Origin of the sequence: Acinetobacter towneri (assembly GCF_001758345.1) — a bacterium.
GTDB classification, from domain to species: domain Bacteria; phylum Pseudomonadota; class Gammaproteobacteria; order Pseudomonadales; family Moraxellaceae; genus Acinetobacter; species Acinetobacter towneri_A.
Window position 1 is genome coordinate 26,097 of the sequence record NZ_MKQS01000002.1, and the last position, 18,876, is coordinate 44,972.

The following is an 18,876-nucleotide window of genomic DNA, read 5'->3' on the forward strand; positions in this document are numbered from 1 at the left end:
TCAGCTTATTTTAACTCGCAAATAGGCAAGCCCATGCCCCAATTTTAAACAAGCACTATTGCAGATAAAAATCATCAAAAAATTGTCAATAAATCCTAGCTTCATGGGTAATTATTGCTAAAATTTAGCCAACATAATTTTTTTGTAATTGGTTTTCTGCCATTTACCTTTTTGCTCAGGACGTCCAAACATGAAAACACCAATGATCCGCTTGAGTTGTCTTTCTGCAAGCTTGATTTTAATTTTTGCCACCAGTGCCGTTTCTGCAAAACAATATTACAAGTGGGTCGATGCAAATGGTTCAACCCATTACACCACAACACCGCCACCAAAAACTGCCAAGAAAAAAGGTAAAGTCGATACCTATGGCTGGAGAAATTCAGCACCAACCGTTGCCACTCCTGCAAATCCTGCTGTGAACCCAGCACCTACTGCAACAAACCAACAAACGACACCAACTACAAATCATCCTGTAGGAAATTCACTCATGGATCAGCAACAACGTGAAGCCAATGCTGCTTTAAATCAAGCACAATAAGAATGTGCCAGTCCACAAGTTTGATATTTTAATCCATAAAATTCGACTCGCTTAAATTTTACTGCACAATCCCACGCGCAAAATTCAATTTATCTGCATTTTGCGCTATGCTGTGTGACACACTTTTTTAACCGTTTATTCCTGATTTAACCTTATGACTACTCACATTGACCCTGAATATCAAGCCAGTGCGATTGAACCTCAAGTCCAAAGCGACTGGGAATCTCGCAAAGCCTTTAAAGTTGCCGACACTGTCGAAGGTCCACGTCGTTATATCCTCTCGATGTTCCCTTACCCAAGCGGCAAACTACACATGGGTCACGTGCGTAACTATACCATCGGGGATGTAATTAGTCGTTTTCACCGTTTGAAGGGTGAAACCGTTTTACAACCAATGGGTTGGGATGCTTTTGGTTTACCTGCAGAAAATGCAGCGATTGCGCATCAGGTTGCCCCTGCTAAATGGACTTTTGAAAATATCGCTTACATGCGTGACCAATTGAAAAAATTKGGTTTGGCGGTAGATTGGGATCGTGAATTTGCCACCTGCACCCCAGAGTATTATCACTGGGAACAATGGTTATTCGTGCAACTGTATAAAAAGGGTTTAATTTATCGAAAACTCTCGACAGTCAACTGGGATCCTGTCGATCAAACAGTGTTGGCCAATGAACAGGTCGAAAATGGTCGTGGTTGGCGTTCAGGTGCATTGGTAGAAAAACGTGATATTCCAATGTACTACTTCCGCATTACCGATTATGCCCAAGAACTATTAGATGATTTAGAAACCTTAAAAAATGGTTGGCCACAGCAAGTTTTAACCATGCAACGCAACTGGATTGGTCGTTCGCAAGGGATGGAAATCACATTCCCATCGGCAAATCCAGAAGTTTATGCAGAGGGTCTGACTGTTTTTACCACGCGTGCCGACACCTTAATGGGCGCAACTTATGTGGCTGTGGCAGCAGAACATCCAATGGCGTTAAAAGCAGCAGAAAACAATGCACAATTAAAAGCCTTTATTGAAGAATGCCGTATGGGTTCTGTGGCGGAAGCTGATCTTGCCACTGCCGAAAAAAAAGGGATGGCGACTGGCTTATTTGTGAAGCATCCTATAACAGGTAAAGAACTACCTGTATGGATTGCCAACTACGTGTTGATGTCTTACGGTTCTGGCGCAGTGATGGCTGTACCTTCTCATGATGAGCGCGATTTTGAATTTGCCAATAAATTCCAATTGCCAATTATTCAAGTGATTGATGCCAAAGGTGCTGAAGATACGGGCTTTAACGCAACTCAGTGGCAAGAATGGTACGGCTCTAAAGAAGGTAAATTGGTCAATTCAGGCGAATTTGATGGTTTAGATTTCCAAGCAGCATTTGATGCACTATTGGCAAAATTAGAACCACAAGGTTTAGCCAATGTAAAAGTACAATTCCGCTTACGTGACTGGGGTGTTTCACGCCAACGTTATTGGGGTTGCCCAATTCCAATGATCAACTGTGAAAAGTGTGGCCAAGTCCCTGTTCCAGAAGATCAACTGCCTGTGATTTTACCTACCGATGTTGTGCCAGATGGCTCAGGCAACCCGTTAAATAAAATGTCTGAATTCTATCAAACCACTTGCCCATGTTGTGGTGGCGAAGCACGTCGTGAAACCGATACCCTAGATACCTTTGTAGAGTCGTCTTGGTACTATGCACGTTATGCATCTCCAGATTTTACGGGCGGTATGGTCAAGCCTGAAGCTGCACAAACTTGGTTGCCAGTCAATCAATATATTGGTGGTGTAGAACACGCCATCTTGCACTTATTGTACGCGCGTTTCTTCCACAAACTCATGCGTGATGAAGGCGTGGTACAAGGCAATGAACCATTTGCCAACTTACTGACTCAAGGCATGGTCTTGGCAGATACTTTCTATCGTGAAGCAGAAAACGGTAAAAAAACTTGGTTTAACCCTGCCGATATTGAACTTGAAAAAGACGAAAAAGGTCGTGTTCTTTCTGCCAAATATACGGGCGATGGTCAAGCTGTGATTGTTGGCGGTCAGGAAAAAATGTCGAAATCGAAAAATAATGGTATCGACCCGCAAGCCATTATTGATCAATACGGCGCAGATACTGCACGTGTGTTTATGATGTTCGCTGCACCACCCGATCAGTCTTTAGAATGGTCAGATGCAGGCGTTGAAGGTGCTAACCGCTTCTTAAAACGTGTTTGGCGTTTAGCGGCAGGATTCCTTGAAAAAGGCAGTAATGTAACTGCAATTGACAGCAGCAAACTTGCTACAGCAGCACAAGACTTACGCCGCAAAACCCATGAAACCATTCAAAAAGTAGAGGATGATATTGAGCGTCGTCATGCGTTCAACACTGCGATTGCCGCATTGATGGAGCTCTTGAATGCTTGCAACAAGTTTGAAGCACAGAGCGAACAAGACCTTGCAGTTGAACGCGAAGCGATTGTGACTTTATTAACCTTGCTTGCACCATTTGCACCTCACTTAAGCCAGACCTTATTGGCAGAGTTCGGAATTGAATTAACCGCTACTCTATTTCCCGTGGTCGATGAGTCTGCATTAACCCGCAATACTCAAACGATTGTGGTACAAGTAAATGGTAAATTACGTGGCAAGCTCGATGTCGCGATAGATGCTTCTAAAGAAGATATTCTTGCACTTGCCAAAGCCTTACCAGAAGTACAACCATTCTTGACTGGCCCAACCAAGAAAGAAATTGTGGTACCGAATAAGTTAGTGAATTTGGTGGTTTAAATCCTTAATTTCCCTATCCTTTTAGGAGAGGGCTAGGGAGAGGCAAATATATACCCCCTCATCCTAGAGGGAGAAGAAACTTTCTGAAGGATTTCACAATTTCCAAACAAAGCCCGTTGTCAGTCAACGGGCTTTGCACCTACAATCAAGATATTCTCAACTTCCACTTTAGAATTTTCGAAAATATTACAGAGGACAGCACATGCACTTTAGCCAACGTCTAGCAGTCATTGTTTTAACTTGTGGACTCAGTGCTGGCTTAGTCGGCTGTGGTTTTCATCTTAAAGGCAGCAACCCAAGTATTGCACCTGTGGCTTATTCAAAAATGAGCCTAGCTTTACCGAGCAATGCTGAAGAATTAGAAGAAAAACTTTCTATTCATCTGGGTACGGCAGGCGTACAACTCAGTAATGCCCCGAATGCCTATGTACTGCGTGTACTTGACTTTACGCCACGTCGCTTGGAATTGAATGGCAAACTGGTAGAAACCTTATTACGTTTGAGTGTGACATTCCGTATTGAAGATGCGCAAGGCAACCCGATTACCGAACCTCGTACCGTCATGGCATCGCGCAGCTATCAATACGATGTCGCAACGGTGAATACCGATGATCAGGAACAAAAATTCTTAAACGAAGTGATTATTGATGATGTGGCACAACAAATTGTGCGTCAAATTTCTTCGAACCGTTTACCTCTGGTCAATCCACCTGTGTATTCAAACCCGAAATAAGCTTCTGAGTGCTTTTTTATGAAACTTGACTATCTACAAGCTCTCAAACGTGTCGATGAAGCACGGGGCGCATGGATTTTGCATGGTCAAGAACCTCTGCTCGAACAGAACCTGCTGGATGCTTTTCGTGCCAGTTGGCAAAAACAAGAGATTGAACGCCAGCGTTATGACTTAAATAGCGTGAGCGACTGGAAAAATGTATTCAATGCTTTGAACAGTTTGTCACTGTTTTCGAGTCAATTGGCAGTTGAAGTACACGGCAATATCAAACCCGATGCCAGCACACTCAAACAACTGAAAAGTTATATTCAGCACAATGAACAAAACTTGCTATTGGTGGTGATGCCAAAACAAGATAGTAATAGCCTGAAATCTAGTTTTTTTCAGTTGATTGATGCCAATGGGGTCAATGTTGCACTCACGGCAAACTACCCTAAAGATCGGCAACAGATTTTAGCTTTAGAAGCAGAAAAGCTGGGTATTCAATTGGGCCATGATGCGTGGCAATGGCTGGAACAACATCATGAGCACAACCTTTTGGCTGCCAAAAATAGTTTGATGCGAGTCAGTGACACCTTTCCTGAAATTCAGCAGATTCAGATTGAACATCTACATGCCTGCTTACAAGATCAATCGCGTTATAGCACTTACGATTTAAATGATGCTTTACTGGCAGGAAATCTGGCGCAAGCCATGAAAATCTTTCAATACCTCATGGCTTCGGGTGAAGCCATGAGTTTAATTTTGTGGAGCATCAGCAAAGAAATGCGCCTGCTGATGCAATTATTTGAACAACCACAAAATGCTTTGCAACTGGGTATTTGGAAAAACAAAGTCAGTGTTTATCAGCAAGCTTTGCGACGTTTAAATCCAAATAGTTTCTTGCAATGGCCCGCCCTATTATTGCGTATTGACGCCGCCATTAAAGGGATGTCCAAGGAAAATCCTGAACATCTGGTGCTACAAGCCATTACAGAACTCTGTGGTAAAACGCTGTTTGCTTCTCACTCAGCTTAATTAAGCAGACCTCTTCATCAAAATAATTTTTAAAATCATCTGCTTTTCAGAGGATTAGCTAAAGAAACGCGCAAACCAACTTTTGCCTTTTTTCTGCTCCTGCGAACGCAAATAATGCAGCATATTGTCGCGTACTGCATCGACATAATCCTGATCATCATGCTGAATATGATTAATCAACCATTTAGACAACAAACGATACAAGTCTTGTTCTACCGATTCGCCATTGGCAAAACGCTGACGACAATCATTCAAACGCTTCACAAAGAGTTCATGAATACCGCGATGCGATGGTAAGTATTGATAATTGACCTGTGACAACAAGTTTTCTTCAAAGCTAAAATGCGATTGCGTATAGTCAATCAAGTCATCCAAGACTTCTTTGATTTGCTCCCGCGCACCTGTCGCTCGTATTTTTTCCAGCGCATTAATATAGTCCAGAATTTGTCGATGTTGATTGTCAATCACATCAATTCCAATATTAAATTTCTCACTCCATTCCATGATTTACCCCTCAGATTTTTTGCTTAAAGTCGTGTTTTATTGCATCGTCCCGATGCCGTATTATCCTAATGATTAAATCCATAATTATTTTATGGAATTTGATACTAGCCGCTTTTAATTTTTAAATCCATATAGAAAATAAGGTTTTTTAAGCAACTTAGACCATAGTTGTATTTTTCAGCATTTATCATAAAAATTCATAAAATTATCATAGAGATGAAACAAACTACCCCACCTCGTTAACAGATGCTATTTTCACTTTTTTTATGGATGTAATACCGTACTCAGACTGTATTAAATCTAGCTCAAACCACTAATAAATAATTCTCATTTGCAGTTTCTTCAAAAAATTCACGATTTATCCTTATTTCACTTCTATAATCCTTTTAATTTCTTTTTCTGTTTTTTGACTCATGCCAAAAATAAAATCGACCAAACTTATTGCGGGAATTATCATTGCGCTGATGCTGGCATATGCCGCTTGGTATTTTTTAAAACCCAAAGAACAACAACCGCAATACATTACTGCCGAAGTGAGCCGTGGAGATATTGAAAGTGCGGTGTTGGCAACAGGCGTACTTGAAGCCACCAAAATGGTCAGTGTTGGTGCGCAAGTTTCAGGTCAAGTCAAAAAAATGTATGTTCAGTTAGGCGATCAAGTCAAACAAGGACAGTTGATTGCCCAAATTGACTCCGTACGACAGGAAAATGAGTTTAAAACAGCGCAGGCCAGTATTAAAAACCAACAGGCACAGTTGGCGGTTCGACAAGCCAATCTCGCCAAAGTCGCAGCAGAATATCAGCGTCAACAAGCCATGTATGCGCAAGATGCGACCTCACGTGCCGAACTTGAAACTGCCTTAGCCAACTATAAAACTTCGCAAGCAGAAATTGCTGCCATTAACGCTCAAATTGAACAGTCACGCCTAACTTTAGACACGTCTAAAGAAAATTTAGGTTATACCCGTATTCTTGCCCCAATGGATGGCACTGTCGTCGCAATTGTGACCGAAGAAGGTCAAACCGTGAACGCCAATCAAAGTGCGCCCACGATTGTTAAATTAGCCAAACTTGACACCATGACTGTAAAAGCAGAAATTTCTGAAGCAGATGTGATGAAGGTCGAAGAGGGACAAACGGTCTATTTCACCACCTTGGGCAACAGTGAGAAAAAACATTACGCTACTTTACATCAGGTAGAACCTGCACCCAAATCCATCAATACCGAAAGCAATAACAACACCTCATCATCTTCAAGTTCTGCCGTGTACTACAACGCTTTATTTGATGTACCAAATGAAGACGGCAAGCTACGCATCAATATGACCGCACAAGTGTCCATTGTTTTGGCAGAGGCACGGAATGTACTGACCATTCCTGCTGCTGCAGTGCAAGGTGCAAACCGTTCACGCAGTCGTAGCAACAGCAATAATTCAGACAGCAACGCACGTACTGAACGCAACAATACCGATGCCAGCTCTGCCAAACGCCCTAGCCGTTTGGAATTGACTGCCAATGAAAAAGCCTTGGTTGATCAGGGTAAAGCCTCTTTAGGCATGGTACGCGTGCTACAAGCCGATGGTTCAGCCCGTCCACAATCGGTATTGCTTGGCTTAAACAACCGTGCAACGGTACAAGTCATTCGCGGCCTAAAACTGGGCGATCAAGTCATTATTGCCGATGGTTCTGATACCTCAAACGATTCGGCGAAGCGTGGTGGTCGTGTTGGCCCATCAGTGAGAATGTAAGATGAGTCAGTCACAACCTCTGTTAGAGGTCACCAATCTGACCCGTGAATTCCCTGCGGGTGAATCTACAGTGCAGATTCTCAAAGGCATTGATCTGAAAATTTACCCAGGTGAATTGGTTGCCATTGTAGGTCAGTCGGGTTCGGGAAAATCCACCCTCATGAATATTTTGGGCTGTCTGGATCAACCCACCACTGGCAGCTATAAAGTCAAAGGACGTGAAACCAGACAACTTGAAGCCGATGAACTGGCACAGCTCCGTCGTGAATATTTTGGTTTTATTTTCCAGCGCTATCACTTATTGGGCGATTTAAGCGCTGCGGGCAACGTCGAAGTGCCTGCAATTTATGCAGGTGTCGATGTTGAAGAACGACAAGCACGCGCGACTGCGTTGCTCAGTGACTTAGGTCTAGCCGATAAAACTCAAAACCGTCCAAGTCAGCTTTCAGGTGGACAACAACAACGTGTATCGATTGCACGTGCCTTGATGAATGGTGGTGATGTGATTCTTGCCGATGAACCCACAGGTGCACTCGACAAGAATAGCGGTATTGAAGTGATGCGGATTTTGCGTGAGCTGAATGCCAAAGGTCACACTATCATCTTGGTCACACATGACCATAATGTCGCTAAAAATGCCACACGGATTATTGAAATCAGTGATGGGCTTATTATTTCTGATCAGCCCAACACACCTGCCAATCAGGATGATATTGCTCAACAAACCTTGCAACATCCACCACAAAAAAGAACTTCAGCTTGGCGCTCTGTATTTGATCGTTTAGGTGAAGCCTTCCGCATGGCGCTACTGGCGATGAATGCACATCGCATGCGCACCTTTTTAACCATGCTCGGGATTATTATCGGGATTGCTTCAGTTGTATCTGTTGTGGCACTCGGCAATGGTTCACAGAAACAAATTCTAGAGAATATCAGCAGTTTAGGCACCAATACCATCACAGTGTTTCAGGGGCGTGGTTTTGGCGATACCTCACGCTCATCTCAGCTCCAAACCCTAATTCCTGCAGATGCCGATGCTTTGGCAGAACAACCTTATGTGGATGGGGTCAGCCCATCGGTCAATAGCAACGTCACAGTACGCTTTAAAGACACAGAAGCGTCCGCCACAGTCAATGGTGTGAGTGAAGACTTTTTCTATGTACGCGGCATGAATTTCCAGTCCGGTCAGCCTTTTGACAAACACAGCGTACTGGAACAAGCGCAAGATGTGGTGATTGATCACAATACCAAAAATACTTTCTTTAGTGATGGCAGCAACCCAGTTGGGCAAGTAATTTTATTGGGCAGTGTACCCAGCCGTATTATTGGCGTGGTCGAAGAACAAAAAAGCATGATGGGCAATGCCGACAGCTTAAATGTGTATTTGCCTTACTCTACGGTAATGAGTCGCATGCTCGGTCAAAGCCATGTGCGCAGCATTATTGTACGAGTCAAAGATGAATATCCAAGTGCTGCAGCAGAAAATGCCATTCTGAGTCTGTTGGTACAGCGTCATGGTGCGCAGGATGTATTTACTCAAAATGCCGACAGTATTCGCGAAACCATCCAACAAACTACCGCCACCATGACCTTACTGGTTTCTGCTATTGCAGTGATTTCACTGGTGGTGGGTGGAATTGGCGTAATGAACATCATGTTGGTCTCTGTCACAGAACGCACCCAAGAAATTGGGGTACGCATGGCAGTCGGCGCACGACAAAGCGATATTTTGCAGCAATTTTTAATTGAAGCCATTTTAGTGTGTATTTTAGGCGGTGTACTTGGCGTCTTGCTCGCACTCGGAATTGGGCAATTGATTAATCATGTGGCAGGTGGAACCTTTCAAATGGCGTACTCCACCACCTCGATTGTAGCCGCTTTTGTCTGTTCAAGCCTGATTGGAATTGTGTTCGGTTTTATTCCTGCACGTAATGCTGCCCAACTAAACCCTGTCGATGCGCTATCTAAAGAATAAGGAATTAGAGTAAGGAATGATGATGCGATTTAACCAGAAGTCACGACAATTCAGCCAACTCGTCACTGCGCTTTTTATTGGCAGCAGCTTAGTGGGTTGTGCAGCCATAGTCAAAACACCTTATCAGGCACCTGCTGTAAATATTCCTCAACAGTTTGAGCAGCAGCAAAAAAGCCAGCAAGTTCTTGCACAACTAAATACAGACCGTTGGTGGACACTCTTTCACGATGCTGCTTTAAATCAATTGGTTGAACAAGTCTTGGCGCGTAACAGTGACCTCGCGGTTGCAGGACTGAATTTACAACAAGCCAGATTACAAGCAAAACAAAGCCAAAGTCAGCAAGGTGTCCGGATTGGCAATGCAGGTATTTCTACAGGGCATCAATTTAGTTTAGAGGGCAACGGTGATGCAGCACGCGGAATTTCCCTGAATTATCCCGGACTGAGCTACGAATTGGACTTATTCGGTAAACTTGCCAATCAGACTGAAGCTGCACGTTGGGAAGCCTTAGCCACCGAACAAGACTTACAAGCCACCGCACAAAGCCTGATTGCAACCACTGCCAATTTATATTGGCAATTGGGTTATTTAAATGAACGCTATGTTGTCGCACAACAAAACCTTGCCAGTACGCAAAAAACGTATGAATTGGTCAGTGCGCAATATCGCGCGGGTGCAGTTTCAGGATTGGATTTAAACCAAGCCGAACAAGCCCTGCAAAGTCAAAAATCAACCTTGAGCCAAATTACACAGCAAAAAGTTGAAACACGCACCGCCTTGGCAGTTTTACTGCATCAACCTGTGCAAATGTTGAATATCAATGAACCACAGAGTTTAGCCGCTGTTCGTTTACCGAATATTACTGCTGGCTTACCTGCAGAACTGCTGTCACGTCGTCCCGACTTACGTGCAGCCGAATTACGTTTACGTAAAGCCTTGGCCAATAAAGATGCCAATCGAGCCAGTTATTACCCATCTATCAGTCTTACAGGCACGCTCAGTACAGGTGTCGGTACAGGCGCGCATACCTCTTTAAGCGATGCCCTAAAAAACCCAATTGCCACTTTAGGTGCAGGTTTAACCCTGCCATTTTTGCAATGGAATGATATGCAGCGCGATCTAAAAGTGAATGCTTTGGAATATGAAAAAGCCATTGTGCAATATCGACAAACTTTATATAAAGCCTTTGCCGATGTCGAAAATGCACTGTCAACACGAACCGCGCTGAATCAACAAGTCGCGCTGCAAAGCCGCAATTTAGCACTGGCAGAGAAAACTGAACGCTTAACTGAGGTGCGTTATCGGCATGGTGCGATTGCCTTAAAAAACCTGCTAGATGCACAAGAAACCACCCGCAATGCACGTTTAAGTTTATTGCAGACCAAGCAAAACCAATACAACGCCTATGTGACTTTATTGCAAGCGTTGGGTGGTAGTCCGATTCAAAACATTCAATAATGCAAGAGTTGATCTAAATTGATCACGATAAAAAAAGCCTGTGGATGATTTTAAACATCCACAGGCTTTTGCTTTGTGTGCATATAAACGTTGAAAATTAAGTTTTCTCAGACAATAACGCTTCTTTACTTAATACTTGATGGCCACTGGTCGCAATAGGCAAACTGACTTTAAAAGTCGTTCCCACACCTTCTTTCGATTCCACCACAATTTGCCCGTGGTTCAAATCGACAAAACGCTTACACAACACCAAACCTAAACCAATACCCTTTTCACCTGCAGTGCCTTTAAAACTAACAGTAAGTTTAGGCTCGAACAGCGTTTCGAGTTGTTGTGCAGTCATGCCCAAACCCGTATCTTGAATATAAATATCCACACTGGTTTCTGTTTGTTCTGCACGTAAAATGACTTTGCCTGTACCATCGGTTAAGGTAAATTTCAGCGCATTCGAGACCAAGTTTTGAATCACCGAGGTAATCATATTGATGTCAGCATAGACTTTAATGCCTTCTTCAACTTGATCAATGAGTTCAATATTTTTCTTAATTGCCAAACTTTTCAAAACATTACAAACAATTTTGGTCGATTGCTTTAACTCAAAATTAATAGGGTGATAAACAAAGCGTCCACCCTCTGCCATTGCCCAATTCAATAAACTTTCTAACAAGTTATAAGTCGATTGTGCTGTATCGAATAAATAATCAGCTATATTTTGAATACTAGAATCATCCAAAGTTTCGCGCTCTTGCGCCAAAACCTCGGAAAAACCCAACAATCCATGAAATGGCGCACGCAAATCATGCGCAATAATCTGGAAAAACTTGGTTTTACTAAAATTCAATGCAGACTGCTGTTCATACATTTCTTTTAAGTCAGTATAATCAACTTTTAATTCTATATAACGTACCAAACCTGCAGCAAACTCCGCCACTGTCGGCACAGCACCTAAACTAAACGCCTCTTCACGATGATCAAATAGCAGCAACTGTCCAATCGAATCACCATCAGTCTTGAGTAAATCCAGCGCAATTAAACGCGCGGCTTCTATCCCCAAACTTGCAATATGCTGCACAAACTTCGCATATTGAGAATGTTGAGGTTCAATCAGTTGCTGACCTTGAAAGAAAGCGTCTAACTGTGCGGTTGGATTGGCATGAAAAGCTTTAAAAACTTGATTGGTGGAATACCAGAAATAGGGCTCATTTTTAAAAGTTAAAATGGCATGATCGACTTGCAGCATTTGACGGGCAAACTTCAAAAAACCATCAATTTGGTTACTTGGCGTATGTACGCCCAATAATAACGAGAGTTTGCAAGCATTGAGTTGCTCCGTCTCAGGACCAATTTCCAGCAACTGTATTTTCATTTTTGCCTCGTTAATTTAAAGTGTGCTGCCTTATGAATTATTTTTTCTGCAAAACTCGTCCATTGAATTCAGAGTTAACCTACAAATTTTAACACAAAATACAAGCTTTCAAACCCATTAAAAAACTGTGCCACAAATCGGCACCTCTTCTTTCATGCTTGTTTTTTCATCTATGCATGAAAAGAGTTAAGATCATGATGAACCATGCTTTCAGAGGGATCAAACTGTGCTTCAAACCACCAAATAAAATACGCCAATTTTTGTAAAATTTAGACCTTAAAAATAGATCTAAACTTTTAAAATATCAGTCAGGCTTTTTATCTGTAGATTTGCAGCCGTTTTTAAAGAAAATCTCAACTTCTATACAAGAATTTACATTACATCATACTGTAAAAAAATAATGTAAAATATTGATAAATTTACAAAATAAATAGAATAAATATATCTACCTATCATTTTCATCGATTATTTATCAAACATACGACTTAAGTCGGACCCTCAACTGGTTAATTTATAATAAAATATACATATATTTTTGATGTCATATCTTCATCATACGATTTGATTAGTATTTCAACACTAAATACTCAAGGCGATTTTTAGGTTTAAACAGGCTCGTTTTTACATTAAGCCGTGTCTTGACTCGCACAAATGCGACACATCATTTCGTAGCGAAATGGCGTCATCACTGTAATTACGTTGACTGAAATGCATTGAGAGTCGATACTCTCAAGGTTAAATTAGGCAAATCGGTTCGCAGGGGCTGAGTCATGATCTCGCTCCTAAAAAACTCAATCAAAGCAAGGGGCTATATATGGCTGGTGGAAAGTCAAAAATCATTTATACACTGACCGATGAGGCGCCATTGTTGGCGACCTACTCTCTACTGCCGATCATTGAGACCTTTACTAAGCCTGCTGGCATCGAGATTGTCAAGAGTGATATCTCTGTCGCAGCACGTGTACTCTCTGAATTCTCGGAATACCTAAGCGAAGAACAGAAGGTAGCCGACAACCTCGCAGAGCTTGGGCGTCTCACGCAAGATCCAGATACCAATATCATCAAACTTCCAAACATCAGTGCTTCAGTTGCTCAGTTAGTTGCATGTATCAAGGAATTACAAGCAAAAGGCTATGCAATTCCTGACTATCCTGAAAATGCGGATACTGAAGAAGAGAAAGCTTTACTCGCTCGTTTTGGTAAATGCTTAGGCTCAGCAGTAAACCCTGTATTACGTGAAGGTAACTCTGACCGTCGTGCACCTGCTGCAGTGAAAAACTATGCAAAAAAACACCCTCACTCTATGGGTGAATGGAAGCAATGGTCACAAACTCACGTTTCACACATGGATGAAGGCGACTTCTACCATGGCGAAAAATCAATGACGCTTGACCGCGCACGTAATGTAAAAATGGAACTCATCACTCATTCTGGTGAAACCATTGTACTGAAAGAAAAAGTAGAGTTACTTGACGGCGAAATCATCGATTCTATGTTCATGAGCAAGAAAGCGCTTTGCGACTTCTATGAAAAAGAATTGGATGATTGTAAAGAAGCAGGCATTTTGTTCTCTTTACACGTAAAAGCGACCATGATGAAAGTTTCACACCCAATTGTATTTGGTCACTGTGTGAAAATTTACTATAAAGAAGCGTTTGAAAAACACGGTAAATTGTTTGAAGAACTTGGCATTAACGTCAACAACGGTATGGCAGGTCTTTATGAAAAGATCGAAACCTTACCAACTTCTTTACGTGAAGAAATCATCGAAGATTTACACGCATGCCAAGAACACCGCCCTGCACTTGCAATGGTGGATTCTGCAAAAGGGATCACCAACTTCCATTCTCCAAACGATGTAATTGTAGATGCTTCTATGCCTGCAATGATTCGTGGTGGCGGTAAAATGTGGGGTGCTGACGGCAAGCCTTACGACTGTAAAGCTGTAATGCCTGAGTCTACTTTCGCGCGTATTTACCAAGAAATGATCAATTTCTGTAAGTGGAATGGTAACTTCGACCCACGTACGATGGGCACTGTGCCAAACGTAGGTTTGATGGCGCAAAAAGCTGAAGAATACGGTTCACACGACAAGACTTTTGAAGTTCCTGCTGCGGGTGTTGCAAACATCACCGACATTGACACGGGTGAAGTGTTGATGACTCAAAACGTGGAAGAAGGCGATATCTGGCGTATGTGTCAGGTGAAAGACGCACCTATTCGCGACTGGGTTAAACTTGCAGTAACTCGTGCACGTAACTCTGGTATGCCTGCAATCTTCTGGTTAGACCCGTACCGTCCGCACGAAAACGAAGTGATCAAAAAAGTGCAAAAATACTTAAAAGATCACGACACGACTGGTTTAGACATTCAAATCATGTCTCAAGTGCGTGCGATGCGCTATACACTTGAGCGTGTTGTACGTGGTTTAGATACCATTTCTGTAACAGGTAACATTTTACGTGACTACCTCACTGACTTGTTCCCAATTATGGAACTTGGTACTTCTGCCAAAATGTTGTCCATCGTTCCATTAATGGCGGGTGGCGGTATGTACGAAACTGGTGCGGGTGGTTCTGCGCCTAAACACGTACAACAACTTGTTGAAGAAAACCATTTACGTTGGGATTCTTTAGGTGAGTTCCTTGCACTTGCTGCTTCTTTAGAAGAAATGGGCATTAAAGAAAACAATACGCGTGCGAAATTACTTGCATCAACCCTTGATCAAGCGACCAGCAAATTACTGGACAACGATAAGTCTCCATCACGTCGTACTGGCGAATTAGATAACCGTGGCAGCCACTTCTACTTGGCAAAATTCTGGGCCGAAGAACTTGCTGCGCAAAACGAAGATGCTGAGTTAAAAGCTAAGTTTGCACCGCTTGCACAAACTTTAGCTGCAAACGAAGACAAAATTGTTGCTGAACTTGCTGAAGTACAAGGTAAATCGGTTGATATCGGTGGTTACTACGCAGTAGATCAAGCCAAAGTGAATGCCGTAATGCGTCCAAGCCCAACATTCAATGCTGCTCTTGATGCAGCTCAATAAGTTGATGCAAAACTAACCTAAGTTAGTAATGTTAAAAACCAGCGCTTCGGCGCTGGTTTTTTTACACCCTCATTTATATAGTGTTATGACAACTATTTCATTTTATGCTTAGATCTAAATTTTATGAATATGAGTTATCAAAGGTTAGGATTTTTCATTCAACTATAGCCATAAAATAAGGAAAACCTAAAATGGCAAATTCATGGGGAATACCAAAGCACATAGAAGATGCGGTCTTGGAGCGAGACCTGTGCTGTGTATATTGCGGCAAAAAGTTTGGCACTGAAAGAGCTAATAAGAAGTCTTGGGAACACATTATCAGTGATATAAGAATTACAACCTTATCCAATATTGCATTGTGCTGTGTTGGCTGCAATGCATCTAAAGGCAATAAAGACTTAGCAACTTGGTTCCATTCTGAGAATGCTAGAAAGAGAGGCGTCACCACTGAGACAATTGCAGATATCATCAAAGTAGCTTTAGATAGTTAATAAAGCTTTTAAAATACTACAAACCCTATAAGACACCCGATCAATCACATTTGATTATTGTATTGATGTAATAATTTAAGCTTAGCATCTGATTCCACCATGAGTATCCAAACAAAGATCGGGTACTCATTTTACGAAGTGACCACCTGATATGTGGCTAATAGAATCATCGAAAATTTTCTAGGGATTTGATATAAGTTATTAATTTCAGACAATAAAAAACCCCCAAGTCTTAATATGCTTGAGGGCTTTTCCTTTATATGGTCCCGAGGGTCGGACTCGAACCGACACGTCATCTCTGACAGCGGATTTTGAGTCCGCCGCGTCTACCAATTTCACCACCTCGGGTAGGTGTTGATGGGTATCATAAACTTTTTTGACAGCTTGTCAACGCAAGTTTTTTGCAATTGCTTAAAATTAAATCAKCTGTCATTTTTTTGATTTATAATCGACCAATTTCATCTATAAAACCTAAAAAAGCATATACTAGGCGCAGTTATTCCAGTGATCTAACTTTTTTTATCATGCAGCTTTCTGACTTTAATTTTAATCTCCCCGATGAACTCATTGCTCGTTACCCGCTAGCCAGTCGTAGTGCCTCTCGCCTGCTGCATCTCGATGCTCAAGGTCAATATCATGACCACCAATTTACTGACTTACTGAATTTACTCGAAGCAGGCGATTTACTGATACTTAACGACACCAAAGTCATGAAAGCACGTCTTAAAGGTAAACGTGCCACAGGCGGTGCGGTTGAGGTCTTGGTTGAACGTCTGCAAGATCAATTTATTGCGCATTGTCATATTAAAGCCAGCAACTCGCCAAAAGCTGGTGCAGAACTGTTTATTGGGCCTGATGCTGTAAAAGTGACCATTCAAGGACGTCATGAAAACTTATTTATTGTTGAATTTTCACAGCCTATTTTAGACGTGTTAGATGCCTATGGTCAGCTGCCGATTCCGCCCTACTTTAACCGTGAAGCCGAAGCGATTGATACCGAGCGTTATCAAACCGTATTTAACGACCCAACAAAACTCGCCAGTGTTGCCGCCCCCACTGCTAGCTTGCACTTTGATGAAGCTCTACTTCAACAGTTAGAAGCTAAGGGCATTCAAAAAACCTTTGTGACGTTGCATGTGGGCGCAGGCACATTTCTGCCTGTACGTACCGAAGATATTGCCAATCACATCATGCACAGTGAATGGTGTGAGGTTTCTGAGGCTGCCGTAGCGCTGATTCGTGAAACCAAAGCACGAGGCAACAAAGTTATTTCAGTGGGTACAACTGCCACCCGTGCTGTGGAAAGTGCGGCACAAGCCCATGCAGGCGAACTTGCGGCGTGGTCGGGTGATACGCAAATTTTTATCTACCCAGGTTATCAATTTAAAGTGGTGGATCGTTTGATCACCAATTTCCACTTGCCTGAATCAACCTTATTAATGTTGGTGTCTGCGCTTTCGAGCCGTGAAAATGTCATGCGGGCGTATCAACATGCTGTGGCTGAACGCTATCGTTTCTTTAGTTATGGCGATGCCATGCTGATTGATCAAGCTCAGTCTTAATTTTCAAACTGTAAAAGATATCGCCATGCCGCTCGATACCGTGAAACACTCCATTCATATTCGACGTAAGAAGAATCAGCGGGTATTTCACAATATCGCTCGGTTATGGGATATAGGAAAAAAAGCGCAAAGCCATCAAGAAATTTTGGATGGTTTGCACCCTTGGCAAGATGACATCACCCTCAAGTTTGAAAATGTTTTGCCTATCTTGCTTGGCATTGTGGGTGTGTTGTTCTGCTTATTGCTCTTGATTCAACCGAGCAATATTTGGCTGCAATTTTGTTTACTGATTGGTGTAGTCTGTATTTTTTGGGCATTTATTACCTATGAGCAAGACGACCCCATTGAAGAAGTTATCACTTTTTTAGAACAGGAAAGCATTGCGCAGCGCTATCAACTGGCATGGCAGCAACCGCCGCAACATCTTGCCCGCACCTTACAACCCGTTTATTTGATTGCTCATTTAAAAAGTCTGTTTCCCTTATTTAATTTAGGCAATCTGTCTAATGAAATTTGCCGTTACGCCAGTACTGTTTGGCAAGATGAACAAGGCAAGCAGCATCAGGTTTTGGTGTTTGAATATCGCTATGTCAGCGAAACCCGCATTAAAGATCAAAATGGCAATGACTACAAAGTTCGTGAAGTCGTGCGCTATTTATCGGGCGTATTTGTCTTTGATGTGCAGCTACAAGGTTTAGCCGTTACGTCAAACAATAAATCCTTTGGTGCGCCTTATCATGTGCCGTGGCATACCAGTGATATTTGTCTGAATCAAAAACTCAATTTTTTTGGTAGTGATGCAATTCAACTGGCGCGTACGCTCAGCCCTGCAATGGTGTTAAAACTAGATGATTTTTTTCAGCATCAACAAGGTGATTTGTTATTTCACCCTGAGCGGAACACGCTCTGTTTTTTAGGCAATCGCAACCTGTTTGAAATTTCCAGTAAAGCAAAAAATATTCAAGATATTTCCGCATTGCGTGGACACTTACGCACTTTTAAATTACCTTATTTAGAACAATTACAGACAGATCTGGTCGATTTTCTAGACTAAGAAAATCATCTTGGGGCAAAGCATGGGTATCGCAATTTTTCTTTTGGTTGTTATCATATTGCTGATTTTAGGCATCATGATTCGTAACAATATCGTACGCCACCACAACGCTACTATCCGCGCTTGGGCAGATGTGACCAGTTTTGAGCGACAGAAATTAAAAACACTCGAAGAACTTGCACCAGTGGTCGAACAATATGCAGGCATGGAAAAAGGCACTTTAGAAAAAGTGACTGAACTGCGTCAAAATATTATGAACCTAAACATCAACAATGCCGATGTTCATCAATTACAACGTGTTGAAGCCTTAAGCAAAGAATTGATGCGCAGCTTGAATGTGGTGGTCGAAAATTATCCTGAGTTAAAAGCCGATCAACTGTATTTAAAAATGATGCATGAAATTGATGAGCAGAATGAAAATGTCGGTGCTGCAATTACTATTTATAACCGCAATGTCGAACTATTTAATAATTATATTCAGGTCTTTCCTAACAACATGATCAATACTGTAACCACAGCCAAAAAACCAGTGCGTGCCTTTCGGGACAACAGTGCAGCGCAAAGTTTTGATTATCGTCCAAACTTTTAAGTTATTTTTGACAGA

Annotated in this window: 14 protein-coding genes and 1 tRNA gene; 12 read left to right on the top strand and 3 right to left on the bottom strand. The window is 42.1% G+C overall.

From position 1 onward, the window contains the following. Window positions 1–202 precede the first annotated feature (202 nt). The 4 genes from BJN41_RS02085 to holA all read left to right on the top strand — a co-directional run bounded on the left by BJN41_RS02085 (window position 203) and on the right by holA (window position 5,064). Window positions 203–538, top strand: coding sequence for a DUF4124 domain-containing protein (locus BJN41_RS02085; RefSeq protein ID WP_394804452.1), 336 nt, complete (start codon window positions 203–205; stop codon window positions 536–538). A gap of 154 nt (window positions 539–692) precedes the next feature. Next, complete coding sequence (gene leuS / locus BJN41_RS02090; protein WP_070152774.1) at window positions 693–3,314, top strand: leucine--tRNA ligase; 2,622 nt, start codon at window positions 693–695, stop codon at window positions 3,312–3,314. Between the two features lie 202 nt (window positions 3,315–3,516). Continuing rightward, a complete protein-coding gene (gene lptE / locus BJN41_RS02095; protein ID WP_070152777.1) occupies window positions 3,517–4,047 on the top strand; it encodes an LPS assembly lipoprotein LptE in 531 nt (176 codons plus the stop codon). Between the two features lie 18 nt (window positions 4,048–4,065). Then, window positions 4,066–5,064: a DNA polymerase III subunit delta gene (holA, locus tag BJN41_RS02100; protein ID WP_070152780.1), complete on the top strand. Its 999-nt coding sequence runs from the start codon at window positions 4,066–4,068 to the stop codon at window positions 5,062–5,064. 54 nt (window positions 5,065–5,118) lie between these two features. Here holA and BJN41_RS02105 read toward each other — a convergent pair whose 3' ends face one another. Next, window positions 5,119–5,568 carry a bacteriohemerythrin gene (locus tag BJN41_RS02105; RefSeq protein WP_070152783.1) on the bottom strand — a complete coding sequence of 150 codons (450 nt, stop codon included), beginning with the start codon at window positions 5,566–5,568 and terminating at the stop codon, window positions 5,119–5,121. A 413-nt stretch (window positions 5,569–5,981) separates the two neighbouring features. Between BJN41_RS02105 and BJN41_RS02110 the strand changes: the two genes are divergently transcribed. The 3 genes from BJN41_RS02110 to BJN41_RS02120 are packed head-to-tail and all read left to right on the top strand — an operon-like array spanning window position 5,982 to window position 10,750. Beyond that, entirely contained in the window at window positions 5,982–7,316 is a 1,335-nt protein-coding gene (locus BJN41_RS02110) for an efflux RND transporter periplasmic adaptor subunit (protein ID WP_070152786.1), read from the top strand. Between the two features lies 1 nt (window position 7,317). Then, window positions 7,318–9,291 (top strand): MacB family efflux pump subunit, encoded by a 1,974-nt coding sequence (locus BJN41_RS02115; protein ID WP_070152789.1) that lies wholly within the window; start codon window positions 7,318–7,320, stop codon window positions 9,289–9,291. A 22-nt stretch (window positions 9,292–9,313) separates the two neighbouring features. Then, window positions 9,314–10,750: an efflux transporter outer membrane subunit gene (locus BJN41_RS02120; protein ID WP_070152792.1), complete on the top strand. Its 1,437-nt coding sequence runs from the start codon at window positions 9,314–9,316 to the stop codon at window positions 10,748–10,750. Window positions 10,751–10,847: 97 nt separating this feature from the next. Here BJN41_RS02120 and BJN41_RS02125 read toward each other — a convergent pair whose 3' ends face one another. Beyond that, a complete protein-coding gene (locus BJN41_RS02125; protein WP_070152794.1) occupies window positions 10,848–12,116 on the bottom strand; it encodes a sensor histidine kinase in 1,269 nt (422 codons plus the stop codon). A gap of 814 nt (window positions 12,117–12,930) precedes the next feature. Between BJN41_RS02125 and BJN41_RS02130 the strand changes: the two genes are divergently transcribed. Both BJN41_RS02130 and BJN41_RS02135 read left to right on the top strand, forming a co-directional pair. After that, window positions 12,931–15,165: an NADP-dependent isocitrate dehydrogenase gene (locus tag BJN41_RS02130; protein ID WP_019836434.1), complete on the top strand. Its 2,235-nt coding sequence runs from the start codon at window positions 12,931–12,933 to the stop codon at window positions 15,163–15,165. Between the two features lie 191 nt (window positions 15,166–15,356). Next, entirely contained in the window at window positions 15,357–15,656 is a 300-nt protein-coding gene (locus BJN41_RS02135; RefSeq protein ID WP_070152797.1) for an HNH endonuclease, read from the top strand. 261 nt (window positions 15,657–15,917) lie between these two features. Here BJN41_RS02135 and BJN41_RS02140 read toward each other — a convergent pair. After that, window positions 15,918–16,004, bottom strand: a tRNA-Leu gene (locus BJN41_RS02140). 176 nt (window positions 16,005–16,180) lie between these two features. Between BJN41_RS02140 and queA the strand changes: the two genes are divergently transcribed. The 3 genes from queA to BJN41_RS02155 are packed head-to-tail and all read left to right on the top strand — an operon-like array spanning window position 16,181 to window position 18,861. Next, window positions 16,181–17,218: a tRNA preQ1(34) S-adenosylmethionine ribosyltransferase-isomerase QueA gene (gene queA / locus BJN41_RS02145; RefSeq protein ID WP_070152800.1), complete on the top strand. Its 1,038-nt coding sequence runs from the start codon at window positions 16,181–16,183 to the stop codon at window positions 17,216–17,218. 25 nt (window positions 17,219–17,243) lie between these two features. Next, on the top strand, window positions 17,244–18,272 hold the full coding sequence (locus BJN41_RS02150; protein ID WP_070152905.1) for a hypothetical protein: 1,029 nt from the start codon (window positions 17,244–17,246) through the stop codon (window positions 18,270–18,272). 22 nt (window positions 18,273–18,294) lie between these two features. Continuing rightward, the gene (locus tag BJN41_RS02155) at window positions 18,295–18,861 is read left to right on the top strand and encodes a LemA family protein (RefSeq protein WP_070152803.1); all 567 of its coding nucleotides are present in this window, start codon (window positions 18,295–18,297) and stop codon (window positions 18,859–18,861) included. Window positions 18,862–18,876 lie beyond the last annotated feature (15 nt).

Coding starts and splice junctions, on each gene's coding strand:
- BJN41_RS02085 (WP_394804452.1), top strand. CDS start 203: ATGATCCGCTTGAGTTGTCTTTCTGCAAGCTTGATTTTAATTTTTGCC.
- lptE (WP_070152777.1), top strand. CDS start 3,517: ATGCACTTTAGCCAACGTCTAGCAGTCATTGTTTTAACTTGTGGACTC.
- holA (WP_070152780.1), top strand. CDS start 4,066: ATGAAACTTGACTATCTACAAGCTCTCAAACGTGTCGATGAAGCACGG.
- BJN41_RS02105 (WP_070152783.1), bottom strand. CDS start 5,568: ATGGAATGGAGTGAGAAATTTAATATTGGAATTGATGTGATTGACAAT.
- BJN41_RS02110 (WP_070152786.1), top strand. CDS start 5,982: ATGCCAAAAATAAAATCGACCAAACTTATTGCGGGAATTATCATTGCG.
- BJN41_RS02115 (WP_070152789.1), top strand. CDS start 7,318: ATGAGTCAGTCACAACCTCTGTTAGAGGTCACCAATCTGACCCGTGAA.
- BJN41_RS02120 (WP_070152792.1), top strand. CDS start 9,314: ATGCGATTTAACCAGAAGTCACGACAATTCAGCCAACTCGTCACTGCG.
- BJN41_RS02125 (WP_070152794.1), bottom strand. CDS start 12,116: ATGAAAATACAGTTGCTGGAAATTGGTCCTGAGACGGAGCAACTCAAT.
- BJN41_RS02130 (WP_019836434.1), top strand. CDS start 12,931: ATGGCTGGTGGAAAGTCAAAAATCATTTATACACTGACCGATGAGGCG.
- BJN41_RS02135 (WP_070152797.1), top strand. CDS start 15,357: ATGGCAAATTCATGGGGAATACCAAAGCACATAGAAGATGCGGTCTTG.
- queA (WP_070152800.1), top strand. CDS start 16,181: ATGCAGCTTTCTGACTTTAATTTTAATCTCCCCGATGAACTCATTGCT.
- BJN41_RS02150 (WP_070152905.1), top strand. CDS start 17,244: ATGCCGCTCGATACCGTGAAACACTCCATTCATATTCGACGTAAGAAG.
- BJN41_RS02155 (WP_070152803.1), top strand. CDS start 18,295: ATGGGTATCGCAATTTTTCTTTTGGTTGTTATCATATTGCTGATTTTA.